This is a genomic window from Bacteroidota bacterium, assembly GCA_016722375.1.
GTDB lineage: Bacteria > Bacteroidota > Bacteroidia > Chitinophagales > LD1 > Bog-950.
Map to the genome: position 1 here is coordinate 191,901 of JADKJG010000006.1, position 17,618 is coordinate 209,518.

Below are 17,618 nucleotides of genomic sequence, written 5' to 3' on the forward strand. Positions count from 1 at the left end.
ATTTTTTCAAGTAATTATTTCCGGTTGGAAGAGCATAGGTCACGGAGGCTACGATTCAAATCCGATTTTATTTCAAATGAAAAAGCCCTGACTACTTACAAATCAGGGCTTTTTCTGGTTTTGATGAATGAACTACTATATTTTATAGACCAATGTCCTTTGCTTTAATATCCGCCTTTTGCTTACGCGGAACAAAAGTGTCCTTGTCCAGAATGTTGCGAACAGCCTCAATGCGCCAGAACCGTATCTTGGCATACTTTTTTAGTTCAGGATTGGTCAACTTCGCTATGTTGGAAGATACATCGAACACATTTTTGATAATCTGATCTTTGACCGATTTGTAATAATCTTCTAACATCTTTTTGTCTGACGGAGATGGAACCGATTTTCCACTCACTTCGTCTACAATTAGGTTGACCTGTGGTTCGTTCAACTTGAGGTCATCAAAATTTTGCGCCAAATCTTTTAGTGGATTGAGCAGCTTAATATTGCCATCAATCGTTTTAATCATCGCCATATCATTGACGTTGGTAAAGTAGATTTTAGCGCTATCTAAATCAAAGGAGATAAGTTTAGCAAATGCATTGTTTTTATCTGACAAGGTCATATTCCCTGCCGCTTCATAAATTCGTGCAGCGAGAGCGTATCTGTTTTTGCTGAGACATTCAGCCGCCAATTTTTCAGCCGCCATATCATCTTTCCCCGCATATAATCCTGCGAGTTTTACATAATAATTATCTGCCTCGGCATCTCGATGTTCTTCATATAAATAGTCGGCATATTTTTTGATGCCCTCGGTATTACCGCCCGCTTCATAAGCCTCAATGGCCTTTTGATATTCTTTACGGTCAAAATAAATATCTCCGGCCTTTTGGTAGCCCTCCGGCGATTTTAATTTGGTAAATGTCTCGGCTGCTTTAGACTCGCCGGCACCTCCTTTTTTGAAATAATCGTTTGCAATTTGCTCCACTTTGGAAGGTGTTTCGCCTAAAATGTAATAGTTAAGTGCTTGGTCATATCCATCTTCGCCCTGCTCGTAATAACGGTCACCTACCAGGCGCGCTCCTTCTTTGGTCGCGTCAGACTTTGCAAATAGCGACATGGCCTTGCCAATAGTTTTGGGACGCGTTTTTTCATTGTCTGTGCTGAAAGCCTGTTCCACATACCCTTCAGCAACTCGCTTTAGTCCATCTTTTTTCAATTCTTTAGTGGAGGCATTGAAGGCATTCGTGGCATTGACTAAATCGCCTTTCTCTAAATAAGCATCGCCGATGAGACCGGATATCTCCTGAGGTTTCATCCCGCCTTTCTGGAAACTTTCTTTAGCCTTGTTGATGCCGTCCTGACGCTTGGCAGCGTCCTTTTGTTCCATCGCTTTTTTTAGCGCTTCATTTCCTTTGTCAATATCTTTGCTCTGAGCCAGTGCTGAAGCAGAAAAAATCAGCAGAGCAATCACTGCTGTAAACAGGTTTTTATGTATCCTTGATTTCATATTTGATAGGGTTTGGTTTGAAGAATCGAATAAAGATAAAATTTCGGTAATTATACCAAAAATAATGAAGCACGAATTGGTTTATAACTTACTGGAAAGAAAATTTGTGGAATATAATACCCGCGCATTTATAGAGCATGACCCGGTATCGGTCCCACATCGTTTTTCAAAGAGACAGGATATTGAAATCATGGCCTTTTGGACAGCCATGCTGGCTTGGGGCAACCGCAAATCAATTATCACCTCTGCCAATCGGTTGATTGAAATGATGGATGGAGCACCTCATGATTTTGTGCTACATCATCAGGAAAAGGATTTGAAACGTATTCTCGATTTCAAACACCGGACATTCAATGCTACCGATGCTCTTTACTTTATTGAGTTCTTTAAGCATTATTACAGTAGGCATAATAGTTTAGAGGAGGTGTTTTCAGGAATTCAGGGATTTGATAAATCTAAAAATTTAGAGAAAGGAATGATTGCCTTCCATGATATTTTCTTTTCCTTAGATGAGGCGCCTCAAAGAACGAGGAAGCATATTGCAACTCCACTTCGTAAATCTACCTGCAAAAGAATGAATATGTTTCTGCGATGGATGGTTCGGAAAGATAAAAACGGGGTGGACTTTGGATTATGGGAAAGTATAAAGCCTTCTCAACTGCTTTGCCCGTTAGATGTTCATGTTGAAAGGGTTGCCCGAAGGCTGGGTTTAATCATAAGAAAACAGACAGATTGGAGCACGGTGCTCGAATTAACAGAAAATTTAAAGACCTTTGACCCGAATGACCCGGTAAAATATGATTTCGCCTTATTCGGAATGGGGGTAATGGGCAAGTAGGTTTGATAATGTGAGAATATCATGATGCGATAATGGAAATACAAGAGATAGAAAATCGGATTCTAAGTTCCTTTGAAATAGATGCATCATTACTTTCCGCCTCTTCTGATAATGAAGAACGGTTTAAATCAATGCGTGATTTGTTGATTAGACGAGTGGAAGAACTGGCCGAGAAGGATATGGAAAAGCTGATGTGGATTCTCTACCGGATAGATGTAAGTGAAAAGAGGCTACACGATACCATGCAAAAGACACCAGCTGATAAATTCGGAAGTACGATTGCTGATTTAATTATTGAAAGGCAGATAAAAAAGATTGAAACCCGAAAGCAATTTGGAGGGAAGGAAAATGATTGGAGTTTTGATGAGTAAACAATAATATGAGCATAGCAAACAATCCGAAACTGAAATCATGGATAGAAGTTAAATCAGGAAGTGACTTTCCGATTCAGAATCTTCCATTTGGAATCTTTAGAACAGCGAATAAACCACCTAGAGCAGGAGTGGCTATCGGTGACTATATCTTCGATTTGGCAGCTTTAGCAAGTGCTGGATTGTTTGATGAAATAAAATTCGACAAAACGGTTTTAGAGCGCAAGACACTAAACGATTTCATTGAGCTTGGGAAACCTATTACCAATGCGGTTAGAGAAAGGATTTCTGATTTGTTGAATGCCGACAATACTGGACTGTGTGATAAGACCGAATTAAAATCTACTGCTTTAGTGAAACAAAGTGAGGCCGAAATGCTTCAGCCGATTCACATTCCGAACTATACTGATTTTTATTCCAGTCGTGAACATGCAACGAATGTTGGCACCATGTTTCGTGATCCGAAGAATTCTTTGATGCCAAACTGGTTACATCTTCCAGTTGGATATCATGGAAGGGCTTCTTCAATTGTAGTTTCAGGTACACCGATTCGCCGGCCCAAAGGTCAGACAAAAGCAGATGATGCGGAGCAGCCATCTTTCGGACCATCTCGTCTGGTAGATTTTGAATTGGAGATGGGTTTTGTTGTTGGAAAAGAAACAAAGTTGGGGGAACATATCTCCACGGATAAAGCAGAAGACCATATTTTTGGTATGGTATTGTTCAATGATTGGAGCGCTCGCGATATTCAGAAATGGGAGTATGTGCCTCTGGGTCCTTTTCTCGCCAAAAATTTCGGTTCTACCATGTCGCCTTGGATTGTAACTATGGAAGCATTAGAGCCATTCCGAACCGATGGTCCCAAACAAGAACCGGAGGTGCTTCCCTATTTGCAATTCAATGGCCGAAGGAATTACGATATTCATTTGCGAGTTGATATTATCACTGAAGGTGGCGCACGGAAAACTGTTTCTCAAAGCAATTTTAAATACATGTACTGGAATATGTGTCAGCAATTGGTGCATCATACTGTGAATGGATGTAATATTGAAGTAGGTGATTTATATGCGAGCGGTACCATCAGTGGACCTACGCCCGATTCTTATGGCTCAATGTTGGAAATAAGTTGGCAAGGAAAGAATCCTATTCAGATGCCCGATGGAACAGAAAGAAAATTTATTCTGGATAATGATACCGTTTTGATGAAGGGCTGGTGTGAAAAGTATGGCGTTCGGATTGGCTTTGGAGATTGTAGTGGAAAGATACTTCCTGCATTATGAGATGGTATTTGATCGCATTGCTTCTTGTCATTATGGGCGCTGGTGCGCGAACCATGTTTGAAATCGCTTATCACGGTATGGGGAGAGAACATGACTTTGCGCCCGAAGCAGATACCATCAATTTGATTTTGTTTGCCTTGTGGTTTATTATCATGATGATTGCCGACGTTGTCCTTTTGCGTAAAAAAGATATTCCTTACAGAAATTTATTCATTGGCTTTGTTTCCATCGGTGTTTTTGCTCCGGTGATTTACAAACTCATTAACAAATAATTTATGATTTCTATCAAGCCCGGCGACCTGCCTTTGCCAAAATGGCATGAACATTTATTAGCTGCTGTAGCGCCCCGACCTATTGCTTTTGTTTCAACGATAGATAAAGAAGGAAATGTCAATCTCTCTCCTTTCAGCTTCTTTAATTGTTTTGGTTCTAATCCTCCAACCTTGATTTATTCTCCGGCAAGGTCGGGAAGGTCAGGCCACACGAAGAATACACATGACAATGTTTTAGAAGTACCGGAATGTGTGGTGAACATTGGCCACTACGAGATGATGTACCAAATGAATCTCGCGGCCCACATGTTCCCAAAAGGGGTAGATGAATTTGCCAAATCAGGATTGACACCCGTAGAATCAGTAACAGTGAAACCGCCACGTGTGGGAGAGGCCTATGTACAGATGGAATGCAAGGTGAAGCAGGTGATTGCTACCGGTGAAGGTGGTGGTGCAGGAAACCTGGTGATTTGTGAAGTGACCTTGATTCACATAAATGAAAAGGTCATGGATGCTCAAGGAAGTATTGATCCCTTGAAGATGGATTATATTGCTCGGATGAGTAAGAATTTATGGTGCAGGATCGGTGAAGAGAATATTTTTGAAGTGCCGGGATTTAAGATGCCCGGCGAAACCGGTATTGGATTTGACCAATTACCACCGGGCATTCGCCATTCAAAATATCTGACAGGAAATGATTTGGCGCAAATTGCCGCCTCCGATAGAATTCCAACCGAAAAGGAGCTATTCGACATGGGGCTTTTGCCCGAAATAAAAATCATCGTGGACAAGTTCGGAAATGACTTTCCTATTTTTGAAAGAGAGATGCATCTACTGGCTAAACAAGAAATTGAACAACATAATTCCTGGCTGGCCTTCAAAATATTGATGGTGGTAGAATTCACCCGTGAATCTTTAGTTAAAGAATAGGATTTATGACCGGACCTGCTCTTTACATCTTGAAAGAGATTCTCAGAAACTTCAAGAAAAAATCCAACTACGAAAACATTCCTGCCACACGACTTAGGTTGGAACAGAGGTTGGCCAAATTCAATTTTGCTTTGCCAAGTTTCCGACATGAATCTTTTGAGATAAACGGTATTGAAGCCGAATGGATTTATCCAAAGTCGGCTGATGAAAGCAAAGTACTGCTCTATTTTCATGGAGGTGGCTATGCAGCATGTTCTATCAACACACATCGGTCTCTGGTATCACGAATTTTGAAACATGCTGGCATCAAAGGTTTGATGATCAATTACCGTCTGGCTCCCGAACATCCCTATCCGGCGGCTATCGAAGATGCCTTTACAGCTTATCAATGGCTGCTTCAATCAGGCTACAAACCCGAACAAATTGCCTTCGGCGGAGATTCTGCCGGAGGTGGATTGGCCATAGGTGCCCTGCTCTACATCCGCGATAATAATATGACCATGCCCAAATGCGTCTTGGCTATATCGCCCTGGCTGGATCATACGTTTTCAGGATTATCTTATCATTCCCTCAAAGAAATTGATCCCATGCTGATTCAAGAGGGGCTGCCGATATGGAGTAAGAACTACTTGGGCGATGCCGATCCTCGTTCGCCTTATGCCTCTCCAATATTCCATAACTTGAGTGGACTGCCACCGGTATATGTACAGGTAGGCGAAGAAGAAATAATATTAGATGATTCCACTCGATTTGCCGACAAAGCAAAAGCCGAAGGAGTGGACGTAACCATCGAAATCTTCCCCAAACTATTCCATGTATTTCAAGCTTTTTGGCTGGTGTTGCCTGCAGCTCGGAAAGCAAATAGAAAACTGGGTGAATTTTTAAAGAGCCATCTTGCCTAAGTAAATGCCTCTACTATCGTTTCAAGCGATAGCCTCTGTAGCCGTGCAAACAGATTTTTTATTTTCGCAACCTCTAAATTTTAAGCATGAGCCAGCATCTGAGCGAACAGGAAATTTTCCGTCGCGACAAACTAAAAGAAATTGAAGCGATGGGCATTGAAGCCTATCCGGCAGAACTTTTTGAAGTGAACTGCAACAGCGCTCAAATTCTGAAAGAGTATAACGACGAGCAAAAGAATTTTCCGAACGTAAGTATCGCTGGCCGCATCATGGGTATTCGCGTGATGGGGAAGGCTTCGTTTGCAGTGTTGCAAGACGCTCATGGAAAAATCCAATTGTACATTACTCGTGATAATATCTGCCCAGGGGAAGACAAAACCTTGTATGACAAACTCTTCCGTCAACTGATTGACATCGGTGATTTCGTCGGTGTAAAAGGATATGCTTTTATCACCAAGATGGGCGAAACATCTATTCACGTTTCCGAATTCAAACTACTGGCCAAGGCTTTGAAGCCCCTGCCGGTAGTGAAAGAAAAAGATGGAGAAATATACGATGCTGTCAGCGACCCAGAGTTCCGCTATCGCCAGCGCTATGTAGATTTAGTAGTCAATGCCGGTGCCAAAGAAACCTTTATCAAACGGGCAAAAATGATTCAGACCATCCGCGATTATCTCAACGAACATGGTGGACTGGAAGTAGATACACCCGTATTGCAAAATATTCCCGGTGGTGCTGCAGCACGTCCCTTTATCACTCATCACAACGCACTCGATGTTCCGTTCTATCTGCGGATTGCCAATGAACTTTATCTCAAGAGATTAATTGTTGGCGGCTTTGATTTTGTATATGAATTCAGTCGAAACTTTCGCAACGAAGGAATGGACAGAACCCATAACCCGGAGTTTACAGTGCTTGAATATTATGTGGCCTACAAAGACTATCTCTGGATGATGGATTTTACAGAAGCCATGCTCCAGAAAGTAGTCCAAGCAGTTCACGGTTCGCTCCAGATTGATTTAGTCAACTCAAAAGGAGAAACCAAGCACATAGATTTCAATCAGCCTTTTCCGCGCATACCTATTTTTGATGCAATCAAAGAACATACCGGTTTTGATATTGCGGGAATGGATGAAGCCGCTTTGCTCGATGTTTGCAAAAAGCTGCATATCGAAACAGATAAGAGTATGGGCAAGGGAAAATTGATTGATGAAATTTTCGGCGCTAAGTGTGAAGGGAATTTTGTTCAGCCTACTTTCATCCTTGACTATCCGGTAGAACTCAGTCCGCTCACCAAAAAGCACCGCAGTAAACCCGGATTGGTAGAGCGTTTCGAGTTGATGGTGAACGGCAAAGAAATCGCCAATGCCTATAGCGAGTTGAACGACCCCATAGAACAACGCGCCCGCTTTGAAGAACAAACTCAACTCATGGCACGTGGCGACGAAGAGGCCATGTTCATTGACCATGATTTCCTCCGCGCGCTCGAATACGGCATGCCGCCCACCTCCGGCATCGGCATCGGCATTGATCGCCTCTGCATGATTCTCACCAACCAACCATCCATCCAAGAAGTTCTTTTCTTCCCCCAAATGCGGCCTGAAAAACTGGCGATAGAAACAGAAAAAGAATAAAAATTATTAGGGCGGCTTACGGGCTTTCGGCTATATCCCCGACTGAAACGTCGGGGGATGCCGCCTCTATCCTGAGGACAACATGTAAAGGATAGCATAAAATGGATACTATTCTCTACACTTTTTGTCCTTTTTCTAACAATCCGGCGGGCCGGTTAAGGCTTCCCTGCCGCAAGCAACCGCTCCTGTTAGAAGGCTTCTCCAACAAAATAACATTGACAACCTTTAAAGGTTGTCAATGTTTATTGGTCGGAACATGGAGTAAATAGACTGGAGTGTGAGCGATTCCGACCGGAATACTACCAAGTCCGGCTGGAAAATGCACAGGTCCGGCTGGAATATGGGCGAGTCCGGCCGGAACATTAGGTATTCCGGCCGGAAAGTTGGGAAGTCCGGCCGGAAAATGAGAAAGTCCGGCTGGAAAATCAAAAAGTCCGACTGGAAAATTCAATTTTCCAGCCGGAAAAAAGCAGCTTCCATCCCTTTATTATCGCTTCAAAGCCCATAAAATGAACAATTTTTTGCCATTTTTGAGTGAAATAGCCTGTTTTGAGTATAATACAGTGCAGATTTTATGCCGCTGAGATAATTAAAGGGATAGCACTACTCCATTCCCCAATCCCCGTCGAGCTTACCACCCGAACTTGTAGCCAAACACGCCAGCCAACATGCGCAGCATTGGAAAAATCAAGGGTGGTGGCAGAAACTTCATGGTCGAAGGGGTTCCAGATAACGGAGTCTGCGCCAAAAGAGTCATTGAAGGTGTAGCGGAGATTGTAACATACCCGACCGAAATGGTAAATGGCATTAGCTCACAGGCTATCTAGCAAATGAGTGATTGATGCTACACTCAACTTATTCTACTACTTGTTCTATTCTGAGCTACCCCATTTGCTACGGCAGCGACTGGCAAATTCGGCTTTAAACTTTTCGCGATCTTCAGGACTCAAACATTCCATTTTAGCTTTCCAATATTTAGAGCCGCAACCTTTTCCATCGCGGACACGGATGCCTCCAAAAAGTATTTTAGAAAGAATGACCATACCAATGGCCATATAAAAATTAATCTCAGGCAATTTGAAAAGGTAGGTCATAATCCAATTCCACAGATACATGGTAACATACCCAAACGCTGCAATGGCCAATGCAAAAAGGATAAAGCCTCCGATTATTTTTAAAATCCATTTCATAGGTTATCGCATTTTTGTTTTTTGAAATAATTTAATCTACCAGCAATTCCTTATACAAATTTTGCAACCGACCGCGCAGGTGCAGAATTGCATAGCGTTTGCGCGACAGCAAGGTGTTGACGTTTTCTCCCGTCTTTTCCGAAATTTCCTGAAAGCTTTTGTCTTCAATTTCATGTTGGATAAATACTTCGCGCTGTTCTTCCGGCAACTCGGCCAACGCCTCCATCACCTTATCCATAATTAGCTTCTGCATCATGCCAGTATCAGGAGTGTTGAAATTCGACGGAAGAAAATCGGCAATGTCTAGCCGCTCCCCATCTTCGCCTGAGCGTATAGCGAAATGGTCTTCCAGCGAATCTGGTTTCTTTTTGCGATAGCGATCTGTAATTTTATTCCGTGCCACAGTAAAAAGCCACGAGGCCATCTGTTTAACGGGACGCATCAAGCGGTAGGTATTCACCAATTCAAAAAAAACATCCTGAAGAATATCCTCTGCATCTTCCTGCGTAGGTACCCGGCGACGTATAAAGTCTAAAAGGCGCTTGCGCTCCTTCTCAATGGTCAGGCGGATAGCCTCATTTTGGCGGTTATCCATTGTCAATTGTAAGTTTACCATCTGCTTATTTTCTATTAGAAATAAGACGGAAGGGGTGGGTTTATATTTTATACGGGTGATGCAATCTTATGAAGCACAATATACGATATACTTATCTGTAAAGAATGATTCGTCAAAATAATCGGAGATGGGAACTTGCTGAACCTTTTTTAGCCCTATAATTTCACTTGCAAAATCTCCACCTTTCAAGCATATTAGTCCATTGGGAATTTCGTGTTGGCTTTTGGATAGATATTTTCCATGAGTCCAACGTCGCAAATCTAAAATTGGGGCTACTGCTCTTGATACAATAAAATCATATTGAAAATCCATTTCCTCGGCTCGAGCGTGAAAGGTGAAGATATTTTTAAGCGGAAGAGCATCTTTCACCGCTTCGACTACTTTTAGCTTTTTGCCGATCGAGTCCACCAAATGGAAACGTACTTCAGGAAACAAGATGGCCAAGGGGATAGCCGGGAAACCACCACCGGTTCCAAGATCCATAATTTTAGCACCATTTTTAAACGAAATGAATTTAGCGATACTCAAAGAATGGAGGACATGTCGCGCATAGAGGTTGCCTATATCCTTTCGGGAAATGACATTGATTTGCTCATTCCATTCAGTGTAAACCTTTTGGAGAGAAGAAAACTGGTAAATCTGCTCTTGAGAGAGGGTCGGAAAATATTTAAGAATGAACTCCATGACGTATGCGATAAACCTTCAGGGTTCACCTGGCTGGCTTCATCAAAATTTTTCCTTACTGTGCTTCAAAGCCTGATAAAGCATATCCTTTGCACGAAACAACTGCGCCTTGACTGTGCCAAGCGGTATGTCGAGTTTTTCTGATATTTCTTCATAAGAAAACTCTTCCAGATAGCGCAATTCCACTAATGCTTTATACTTGGGAGCAAGACTTTCAACCGCTACCCGGATTTTCTGCGCGCGCTGCTCTTTCATCATGGTTTCTTCCGGATCTGGAGCATGATCTTTCACTACGAAATTAGATGTTTCTCCTTCATCGGTATCCTGAGTTTCCTCTAAAGAAGAAGTTTGCAATCTTTTCTTGCGCAGATAATCAATACCATTATTTGTAGCGATTTTAAACAGCCAAGTGGTAAAAGCAAAGTCTGCGGAATAATTAACGATGTTGTTAAAGGCTTTTGCAAAAGCCTCCTGAGTCAAATCCTCTGCATCATCGCGGTTGTGCACCATTTTGAGCATAATATAGAACACCGAATCTCGGTAACGTCGCATCAATTCTCCAAACGCTACCTGATCTCCTTTCTTGGCCTTAACCACCAAGTCTATATCTTCTTGGGCTCTGGCTGAAAATTTTGAATTTAAGTCTTCCAATGGTCTTTAGGTTGAAGCAATAATAAGAAAAATAATGCCACTAAATATCCGGCATACACCAAATCAAGCACCGGAGAGAAAAAACGCAGATCTTGTTGTCCGAGTTTTTCAAATACCCGGAAAGAAAGCAAAAGTTTCATTCCTATAATTCCGAAAAATATTCCCGAAACCAAAGAAAGTGAAGTGCCTTGCCATAGTAAGACTACAAAAAGAGCATAGAAAAAAATGAGTGAACCAGTAAATAGAAACAAGAGAAGTTGGTGAATGAGTTTATAATGAAATCCGGATCGAAGGTGTCTTTTCTTTTGCTTGAGCCAGTCTGAAAATGATTCTTCAGGATTGGAATAAGTAAACGCATCTTTATCAATACAAATTTCGACGTTCTTAGCATTAGCCACCGCGTTGACAAATAAATCATCATCACCGCTCAATAAATTTTTATTCTTTTCAAAACCGGTGAACGAAGTAAATAGCGCTTTCCTATAAGACAGATTCCTTCCTACACCCATATATGGGATTCCTGATTTTGCAAAACCAAAATATTGAAGGGCCGTGATGAAATTTTCGTAGCGGATCAATTGATTTAGAAATCCTTTCTTTTTTTCAAAAGGAGTGTCCGAGAACAATTTGAGTGCCGTGCATATAGGTGCCCATCATCTTCGCCAGCCAGTGGGTAGTTGCCGGACGGCAGTCGGCATCGGTTACCACAATCGTATCATAGGTTGCCACTTCTATCCCTTTCATCAGCGCATATTTCTTGCCGGCGATGGTTTTCTTTGTTTCTTTCTCAATATGGACGATTTTCATGTTCTCGTTTCGCTTGTAAAAATCTACCAGCACATCTATCGTCTCGTCATCGCTTTGATCGTCCACCACTATCACTTCAAACTGTTTGTATTGTTGTATTAAGATGATTTTCAGATTCCGCATCAAATTTTTGGCTTCATTTTTTGCGCAAATAACTACGGATACCGGCGGAAGCATTTCCGGCAATGTGCGAAAACCACGTACAAAATTTAATCGCGAAAAGACCAATAGATAATAGGCCAACTGCAAACCCGCGCATCCGATGAATAGTTGCAGTGTTAAACTCATAATGCCGCAAAGAAAATAATTCAAGGAATTGAGGGAATTGAAAGTTATCCTCACAAATAGCTGACCATTCTCTTTTTGGGTATGTATTCATTAACTGAATTAGAATTGCAACTTTGCACCACAATGATTTCTGAATGAAAAAAAATACGCTTGCCCTTTTTCTTTGTTGCCTAACTTCTTTTCTTTTTGCTCAACCTAAGACTGCAAAGGTTTTCACTCAACAAGATTGGGAAAAACTCAGCCAACACAATAAAGATTCAATCAATAAAAAGATCTTTCAAAAATTTGAGGAAGCCAGAAAGCAAAGTGCTTCGGCTGAAGGATCGAATGCTTTACAAACGATACAAGAAGCCCTTCAAAATCCAACAGCTACCAAATCTCTGACACTTCATTCATTTCCAAAGTCTTTATTGCCCAGCGAGATAAACCGGTTAACCAATCTGGAAGAATTCACTTGTCTTCAATGTAAGAATCTCGATCTGTATGCTCTTTTCACTCAATTGTCTTCCTTTAAAAACCTGAAAAGACTTAATCTTTCCGGAGGGAATTACAAAACACTTCCGTCCAATATTAATCTGCTTCAAACTCTGGAAGAGTTATCCCTGAAGGATAATAATTTTGTATCTCTACCTGATTCATTTTCTGTACTCAAAGTATTGCGAGTACTGAATTTAGAGCACAATCCATACCTATATGATGAATCAGTATACGAGCGCCTCCAAACCATGAAGGTGGAGCGACTTAATTTGTCGGCTGGAGGATTGTTTGAAATAAATCCTAAAGTGGGATTGGTTACCTCGTTGAAACAACTGGATATTTCAGTAAACGATATTAAAGTGCTCCCACCGACTTTCGCACAACTGAAACAGTTAGAATACTTGAATCTTAATGAAAACCTCCATCTCGATCTTCAGCAGATGGTAACAACGCTTACCAAACTTCCTGCGCTGAACGAATTGCATTTGCAGGAATGTGAAATCAATAATCTTCCGCTTGAAATAGGTCAATTGTTAAACCTCCGTACACTTAACCTTAAAGCCAACCGTCTCACTGCCCTTCCACTCACTTTTGGGAATCTCAACCGGCTGCAATTTCTAGACTTGGGTTATAAAGAAATGGGTACCCGTATGAATAAAATCTCAGACCTCGGACCGGGCTTTATTCAACTAACCAATCTACGAAATCTTAATCTGGCAGGTAATTCTATCGCGAGCCTGCCCGATGGTTTTGCCAATCTAAAACAACTGGAAACCTTAAACCTTCAACTAAATAAATTGAACGCTTTCCAGTTGCGATTACTAACTTTAACAGACTACAGATACTCGATTTGAGTCTCAATGAAATCAACATCATTCCTGATGCCATTGAAAATCTTACCGCATTACAAAGCCTTCTAATAGACGGAAATTTCTTTTTAACCCCTGATAAAAAGATTAAGATACTTCCCGAATCTCTTTGCGCCTTGACTTCGCTCACCACTTTATCACTCAAGGACCATGCAATTGAACAGTTGCCTTCTTGCATCGGTTCGCTCACTGTTCTTCAACATTTATATTTACGGGATAATCTGCTTTCCACCTTGCCTTCATCCTTCGCACAGCTTAAAAATCTTAAAACTCTTGATTTAAAAGCTAATGAACTTATAGAGCTTCCTCTAGGATTTGAGAAGCTGTCTTCACTCGCAGAACTTAATCTTTCTATGAATCCTAAATTGAAGTTTGATGTTGCCAAGACTATTTTTCTGTCTATGAAACACCTGAGCCTGCTAGACCTTTCCTACAATAATATCTCACTGGAGCAAATTACTCCGCTGCGTATCGCCTTGCCAGATTGTAAAGTCCTCAATTGGAGCTACAAGAAAAAGTAAATGATGGAATACGGGTTTCCGAAATGGAAATAATAAATGCTTGGCGAAGAAGTTAATTAGTCCATCAGGTTATCAGCCTGATGTTTATAATACTGCCAATAGGAAATGATCAATCGGGACTGAAAGGCGCTTATCATAATTAAACTTCCGGTTCCGAAAAGGGTGAGCATGAGATACAAATACTTGAACACCCCCTCTTTCACTTCATCGTAGAAGATTATTTTAGGAAACCCGAAATCTTCTGTGTAGAAGTTCTGGTACAACAACAAAAGTTTCTGCTCGTGATACATTAGAAACATAAACAGAGTTAGATTTATAACAAAAAGCAGAAACCGAATCCATGTTGGCCGTAGAAATGGAAGTGTTTTAAATAGAATAGAATAGCGAAAGTAGGTTAGTGAAATAAAGATAAAGGTTCCAAAAATTTTCCAATAGATAAAGTCCATCTTTGAAGTGATTGGATACATAAGAGCATGGACGAGAATCCCTGTAAGAATTAGCCAAATCAATTCCTTAACAAGATGAAGGATATTTGCACGAGTCAGCAGCCTGTTCATTTAAAAACGATTATTGCGATAAAATTCTTCCAGCTTCATTTCTTCTTTCAATACTTTACTGAATTCCAAAGTATCTGTAAACCCCATCTGTATGGTCCGTTCAATAAGTTCTTTAGAAATAGGAGCATTGCCATTTTTTGAATAAACTAAACTCAGTCCCAATAGATTACTAATCGGTATATCTTTCTTCAACAAGGCGCTGTCTGCATATAATTGACTATTTCTAGTGTCGCCTTCTTTTGAATACAAAAGAGCGAGGTTGAAATAGTTTTCTGCAGTAGAGTCCTGAAGAGCTAAAGCATTCATAAAATAGGTTTTAGAGGAATCTATCATACCCAATGCACTATAGGTCGTGCCTAAAGACGAATAGAAGGATGATTTCCATCGGTTTAACTTGATGGCTTTATGATAAGACAACCGAGAGGCATCATAATCCTTCTCAAGAAATTGGATGCTTCCCAAGAACCCCCAGCCATCTGCACTTTCCGGAAATTCATGAAGATATTCGTTCAGTTGATTTTTGGTAGAATCTAAAGGAACCTTTCCATACGAGCGATAGATATTTCTGTATCCGCTGTAAAAGCGATTTTCTTCAGGATCTTTTGAAGGCCCGGTATTATTCTGACAATTATTGAATCCAAAGCAAATTAACAATAGAGAACCGACGAGCTTTAGTTTCATTTGGCGGCAATTTTACTATATATTCTGTCAAGTTGGAGCATCCTTTGTCATTAATCGAAGAGGCAACGATCCTTCCAAGATAATTTAAGATTCATACAGATTTGTATTTTAGCCCGCGATTTTCATTGATTTATTCATCATATATTTATGTACAAGTTTCTTTCTGTAGTTCTGCTAACGAGCGCTTGCCTTTTAATTTCAAATGTTTTTGCTCAAACGGGTTGCCCTGCAGTCAGCACAATTGATGAGGTGCTGTTGCCCTGTGGACAAAACTGTACCACATTAACCGCCACCGCTTTTAGTGCAGCACAAACCACTTCCTATACGGTGGACTCTATTTCATATAATCCTCCCTTTCCGTTTAACACAGGTAGCCCCATTTTGGTGAACATTGATGATCGCTGGTCTAATGTGATAAATCTCCCCTTCAATTTTTGTTTTTTTGGCGTGCCTTATAATAAAATCATTGTAGGATCAAACGGTGTTGTTTCCTTTACTACAACCAATACCGGCACTACAAACAACTGGCAGATTGCCGGACCAATACCACGCGTGACGCCGACAGATATTCGTAATTGTATCATGGGGCCTTGGCAAGACATGGACCCAACCTATCGTGGCAATATTTATTACCAAATCAGTGGAACGGCCCCTTGCAGAAGGTTTGTTGTTTCTTGGAACCAGGTTCCTATGTATGGCGATCTCAATAGTTTTTCACCGGGCTATTGCCAGAATCAGGCACTTCCCTCCACCCAACAAATTGTTCTGTATGAAACCACAAATGCTATTGAGTCCTATATTCAAAGCAAGGAGGTTTGCTCAGACTGGAACAAGGGGTGGGCTATTCAGGGAATTCAAAACGCTGCAGGAACCGTAGCCTATACTGTGCCGGGCCGAAATGCTACACAGTGGTCTGCTACCAATGATGCGTGGAGATTTACTCCCGCAGGCTTGCCCAATTTTACTATTTCCTGGTTTGATGAAGCCGGTGCTTTATTAGGGAATGGCACCTCTCTTCAAGTATGTGCCGATAGCATCACCAAATTCACCGTTCAGGCTGAATACACTAACTGTGACAATAGTACCATCATCGTCAGCGACACGGTTAGATTGATCGTTAAAAATCCGTTAGATACTTTGAAAGCAAACCTTTCTTACAATCCGTTGGTTTGTTATGGAACCCAAGAAGCCTCTGCCTCAGTGAACATTACCGGAGGCCCGGCTCCCTATACCTACAAATGGAGCAATCTGAATGATTCCTCCTCAGCAAACAATCTTGTGGTGGGCGATTTCAGCGTGACGGTTACCGATGCTTTTCAATGTTCGGCTACTTCGAGTGGTAGTTTTAATCGTTCTACCCAAATCTGGTACACCTCTATTCTTGATTTACATCTATGCGAAGAGCCTGCCTATGGCAATTTAAGTATTATAGATACCGGAGGAGTAGGCAGCGCGGGATCGCGCACTTATCTTTTGGCAGGTATTGATACCAATACCACCGGGCAGTTTAAGAACGTACCATCGGGCAACTATGTGTTTACGATCAAGGATAGTATTGGCTGTACAAGTGTTGGCACTTTGACCATTCCTGAAAGTGCGGCAAATGACAGTTTCCTGATTGTGGCCGATTCCACCACGTGCTTTGGTGCTCAGTTCAATGATGGAACGATTACGATTACTCCCGCTGAACCCAATTCGGTTTATCAATATTCTATTGATGGCGGTGCTACCTTCCAGTTTGATACTGCTTTTAACGATGTGCCGGCAGGAACATATAACATCGTTATCAAAAATCTTGTTTTTGGTTGCATATACAATCACTCGGCGGTGGTCGGAGCGCCGGAACAAATATTTGTAGATGCCAAGCCAGATACCATCGTAACGCCTCCAATATGGCACAATCAATCAGTGTCCCAAAATTTCCATAATCCGGTTTACTCTTGGTCGCCAATGGTTGGATTGGATTGTCCTTCTTGCGACACGGTAACTGCTATTGTTAATGCCTACACTATTTATTATGTAACGGTGAGCGAGGCAGCGAACAATAATTGTTTTGTGTTTGATTCGGTCATTGTTGTCGTAACGAATGGTTATGAAATGCCGGATGCTTTTACCCCGAACAACGATGCTAAAAATGACCTGTTTGGCCCGGTAACTTCTGGTATCTATACCATCACAGCATTCAGAATATATAACCGTTGGGGACAAATGATATACAACGCATTGACTGACTGGGATGGAAGGTTTAAAGGGAAAGAACAACCCGTCGGCACCTATTCATATTATATAGAGGTAGAAATCCCCAATGCAGACCGCCCGGGCCAGATGAAGGTGGATAGCCGACAGGGTTCTGTCACGCTGTTGCGCTAAACCGCTCTTCTCCATAGGTTTTTCAGATCAAAAAAATAAAAATCATCCTTTGGGGAGATGAAAAAAGGCCCTTGCATCTTGGGAATAGCATATCCGAAGCACAGAATAGCCCTTGCTATTTTGGAAATAGTATATCTGAGGCTCAATATAAGCAATACCATTCTGAGAATGGCTATTCTTTCAGGGAT

Annotated in this window: 20 protein-coding genes; 11 read left to right on the forward strand and 9 right to left on the reverse strand. The window is 41.5% G+C overall.

Translation table 11 applies throughout. The annotated features are described in order from the left end of the window. Positions 1 to 142: 142 nt before the first annotated feature. The gene (locus tag IPP77_10005; GenBank protein MBL0309989.1) at positions 143 to 1,492 is read right to left on the reverse strand and encodes a hypothetical protein; all 1,350 of its coding nucleotides are present in this window, start codon (positions 1,490 to 1,492) and stop codon (positions 143 to 145) included. Positions 1,493 to 1,556: 64 nt separating this feature from the next. On the opposite strand from IPP77_10005, the gene IPP77_10010 reads away from it, so the two are divergent. The 8 genes from IPP77_10010 to IPP77_10045 all read left to right on the forward strand — a co-directional run bounded on the left by IPP77_10010 (position 1,557) and on the right by IPP77_10045 (position 8,546). Beyond that, entirely contained in the window at positions 1,557 to 2,330 is a 774-nt protein-coding gene (locus IPP77_10010) for a TIGR02757 family protein (protein ID MBL0309990.1), read from the forward strand. 32 nt (positions 2,331 to 2,362) lie between these two features. After that, complete coding sequence (locus IPP77_10015) at positions 2,363 to 2,701, forward strand: hypothetical protein (GenBank protein ID MBL0309991.1); 339 nt, start codon at positions 2,363 to 2,365, stop codon at positions 2,699 to 2,701. A gap of 8 nt (positions 2,702 to 2,709) precedes the next feature. Beyond that, positions 2,710 to 3,981, forward strand: a complete 1,272-nt coding sequence (gene fahA, locus IPP77_10020) for a fumarylacetoacetase (GenBank protein MBL0309992.1) — start codon at positions 2,710 to 2,712, stop codon at positions 3,979 to 3,981. Then, on the forward strand, positions 3,978 to 4,253 hold the full coding sequence (locus IPP77_10025) for a hypothetical protein (protein MBL0309993.1): 276 nt from the start codon (positions 3,978 to 3,980) through the stop codon (positions 4,251 to 4,253). Before fahA ends, IPP77_10025 begins: the two co-directional genes overlap by 4 nt. A 3-nt stretch (positions 4,254 to 4,256) precedes the next feature. Beyond that, a complete protein-coding gene (locus tag IPP77_10030; GenBank protein ID MBL0309994.1) occupies positions 4,257 to 5,183 on the forward strand; it encodes a flavin reductase family protein in 927 nt (308 codons plus the stop codon). A gap of 5 nt (positions 5,184 to 5,188) precedes the next feature. Further along, positions 5,189 to 6,085, forward strand: a complete 897-nt coding sequence (locus IPP77_10035; GenBank protein MBL0309995.1) for an alpha/beta hydrolase — start codon at positions 5,189 to 5,191, stop codon at positions 6,083 to 6,085. Positions 6,086 to 6,171: 86 nt separating this feature from the next. Next, positions 6,172 to 7,719, forward strand: a complete 1,548-nt coding sequence (lysS, locus tag IPP77_10040) for a lysine--tRNA ligase (GenBank protein ID MBL0309996.1) — start codon at positions 6,172 to 6,174, stop codon at positions 7,717 to 7,719. 668 nt (positions 7,720 to 8,387) lie between these two features. Continuing rightward, the gene (locus IPP77_10045; GenBank protein MBL0309997.1) at positions 8,388 to 8,546 is read left to right on the forward strand and encodes a hypothetical protein; all 159 of its coding nucleotides are present in this window, start codon (positions 8,388 to 8,390) and stop codon (positions 8,544 to 8,546) included. Between the two features lie 45 nt (positions 8,547 to 8,591). Here IPP77_10045 and IPP77_10050 read toward each other — a convergent pair whose 3' ends face one another. The 6 genes from IPP77_10050 to IPP77_10075 all read right to left on the reverse strand — a co-directional run bounded on the left by IPP77_10050 (position 8,592) and on the right by IPP77_10075 (position 11,955). Next, entirely contained in the window at positions 8,592 to 8,909 is a 318-nt protein-coding gene (locus IPP77_10050; protein MBL0309998.1) for a hypothetical protein, read from the reverse strand. A 31-nt stretch (positions 8,910 to 8,940) separates the two neighbouring features. Next, complete coding sequence (locus tag IPP77_10055) at positions 8,941 to 9,504, reverse strand: RNA polymerase sigma factor (protein ID MBL0309999.1); 564 nt, start codon at positions 9,502 to 9,504, stop codon at positions 8,941 to 8,943. Between the two features lie 87 nt (positions 9,505 to 9,591). Beyond that, positions 9,592 to 10,209 (reverse strand): 16S rRNA (guanine(527)-N(7))-methyltransferase RsmG, encoded by a 618-nt coding sequence (gene rsmG / locus IPP77_10060; GenBank protein MBL0310000.1) that lies wholly within the window; start codon positions 10,207 to 10,209, stop codon positions 9,592 to 9,594. 42 nt (positions 10,210 to 10,251) lie between these two features. Further along, positions 10,252 to 10,809 carry a sigma-70 family RNA polymerase sigma factor gene (locus IPP77_10065; GenBank protein MBL0310001.1) on the reverse strand — a complete coding sequence of 186 codons (558 nt, stop codon included), beginning with the start codon at positions 10,807 to 10,809 and terminating at the stop codon, positions 10,252 to 10,254. 38 nt (positions 10,810 to 10,847) lie between these two features. Continuing rightward, a complete protein-coding gene (locus tag IPP77_10070) occupies positions 10,848 to 11,438 on the reverse strand; it encodes a hypothetical protein (protein MBL0310002.1) in 591 nt (196 codons plus the stop codon). A 25-nt stretch (positions 11,439 to 11,463) separates the two neighbouring features. Then, positions 11,464 to 11,955, reverse strand: a complete 492-nt coding sequence (locus IPP77_10075) for a glycosyltransferase (protein ID MBL0310003.1) — start codon at positions 11,953 to 11,955, stop codon at positions 11,464 to 11,466. Positions 11,956 to 12,089: 134 nt separating this feature from the next. Here IPP77_10075 and IPP77_10080 point away from each other — a divergent pair, with 134 nt between their 5' ends. After that, on the forward strand, positions 12,090 to 13,286 hold the full coding sequence (locus tag IPP77_10080; GenBank protein MBL0310004.1) for a hypothetical protein: 1,197 nt from the start codon (positions 12,090 to 12,092) through the stop codon (positions 13,284 to 13,286). After that, positions 13,283 to 13,822, forward strand: coding sequence for a leucine-rich repeat domain-containing protein (locus tag IPP77_10085; protein ID MBL0310005.1), 540 nt, complete (start codon positions 13,283 to 13,285; stop codon positions 13,820 to 13,822). Before IPP77_10080 ends, IPP77_10085 begins: the two co-directional genes overlap by 4 nt. Positions 13,823 to 13,878: 56 nt before the next feature. Here the strand turns inward: IPP77_10085 and IPP77_10090 are convergent, their stop codons facing one another. Together IPP77_10090 and IPP77_10095 are read right to left on the reverse strand one after the other, a co-directional pair. Further along, the gene (locus IPP77_10090) at positions 13,879 to 14,379 is read right to left on the reverse strand and encodes a hypothetical protein (protein ID MBL0310006.1); all 501 of its coding nucleotides are present in this window, start codon (positions 14,377 to 14,379) and stop codon (positions 13,879 to 13,881) included. Next, positions 14,380 to 15,060: a hypothetical protein gene (locus tag IPP77_10095; GenBank protein MBL0310007.1), complete on the reverse strand. Its 681-nt coding sequence runs from the start codon at positions 15,058 to 15,060 to the stop codon at positions 14,380 to 14,382. Positions 15,061 to 15,207: 147 nt separating this feature from the next. Between IPP77_10095 and IPP77_10100 the strand changes: the two genes are divergently transcribed. Next, the gene (locus IPP77_10100) at positions 15,208 to 17,430 is read left to right on the forward strand and encodes a gliding motility-associated C-terminal domain-containing protein (GenBank protein ID MBL0310008.1); all 2,223 of its coding nucleotides are present in this window, start codon (positions 15,208 to 15,210) and stop codon (positions 17,428 to 17,430) included. Positions 17,431 to 17,618: the final 188 nt, after the last annotated feature.

Coding starts and splice junctions, on each gene's coding strand:
- IPP77_10005 (MBL0309989.1), bottom strand. CDS start 1,492: ATGAAATCAAGGATACATAAAAACCTGTTTACAGCAGTGATTGCTCTG.
- IPP77_10080 (MBL0310004.1), top strand. CDS start 12,090: ATGAAAAAAAATACGCTTGCCCTTTTTCTTTGTTGCCTAACTTCTTTT.
- IPP77_10075 (MBL0310003.1), bottom strand. CDS start 11,955: ATGAGTTTAACACTGCAACTATTCATCGGATGCGCGGGTTTGCAGTTG.
- IPP77_10045 (MBL0309997.1), top strand. CDS start 8,388: ATGCGCAGCATTGGAAAAATCAAGGGTGGTGGCAGAAACTTCATGGTC.
- IPP77_10095 (MBL0310007.1), bottom strand. CDS start 15,060: ATGAAACTAAAGCTCGTCGGTTCTCTATTGTTAATTTGCTTTGGATTC.
- rsmG (MBL0310000.1), bottom strand. CDS start 10,209: ATGGAGTTCATTCTTAAATATTTTCCGACCCTCTCTCAAGAGCAGATT.
- IPP77_10010 (MBL0309990.1), top strand. CDS start 1,557: ATGAAGCACGAATTGGTTTATAACTTACTGGAAAGAAAATTTGTGGAA.
- IPP77_10055 (MBL0309999.1), bottom strand. CDS start 9,504: ATGGATAACCGCCAAAATGAGGCTATCCGCCTGACCATTGAGAAGGAG.
- IPP77_10100 (MBL0310008.1), top strand. CDS start 15,208: ATGTACAAGTTTCTTTCTGTAGTTCTGCTAACGAGCGCTTGCCTTTTA.
- IPP77_10035 (MBL0309995.1), top strand. CDS start 5,189: ATGACCGGACCTGCTCTTTACATCTTGAAAGAGATTCTCAGAAACTTC.
- IPP77_10090 (MBL0310006.1), bottom strand. CDS start 14,379: ATGAACAGGCTGCTGACTCGTGCAAATATCCTTCATCTTGTTAAGGAA.
- IPP77_10025 (MBL0309993.1), top strand. CDS start 3,978: ATGAGATGGTATTTGATCGCATTGCTTCTTGTCATTATGGGCGCTGGT.
- lysS (MBL0309996.1), top strand. CDS start 6,172: ATGAGCCAGCATCTGAGCGAACAGGAAATTTTCCGTCGCGACAAACTA.
- IPP77_10030 (MBL0309994.1), top strand. CDS start 4,257: ATGATTTCTATCAAGCCCGGCGACCTGCCTTTGCCAAAATGGCATGAA.
- fahA (MBL0309992.1), top strand. CDS start 2,710: ATGAGCATAGCAAACAATCCGAAACTGAAATCATGGATAGAAGTTAAA.
- IPP77_10050 (MBL0309998.1), bottom strand. CDS start 8,909: ATGAAATGGATTTTAAAAATAATCGGAGGCTTTATCCTTTTTGCATTG.
- IPP77_10015 (MBL0309991.1), top strand. CDS start 2,363: ATGGAAATACAAGAGATAGAAAATCGGATTCTAAGTTCCTTTGAAATA.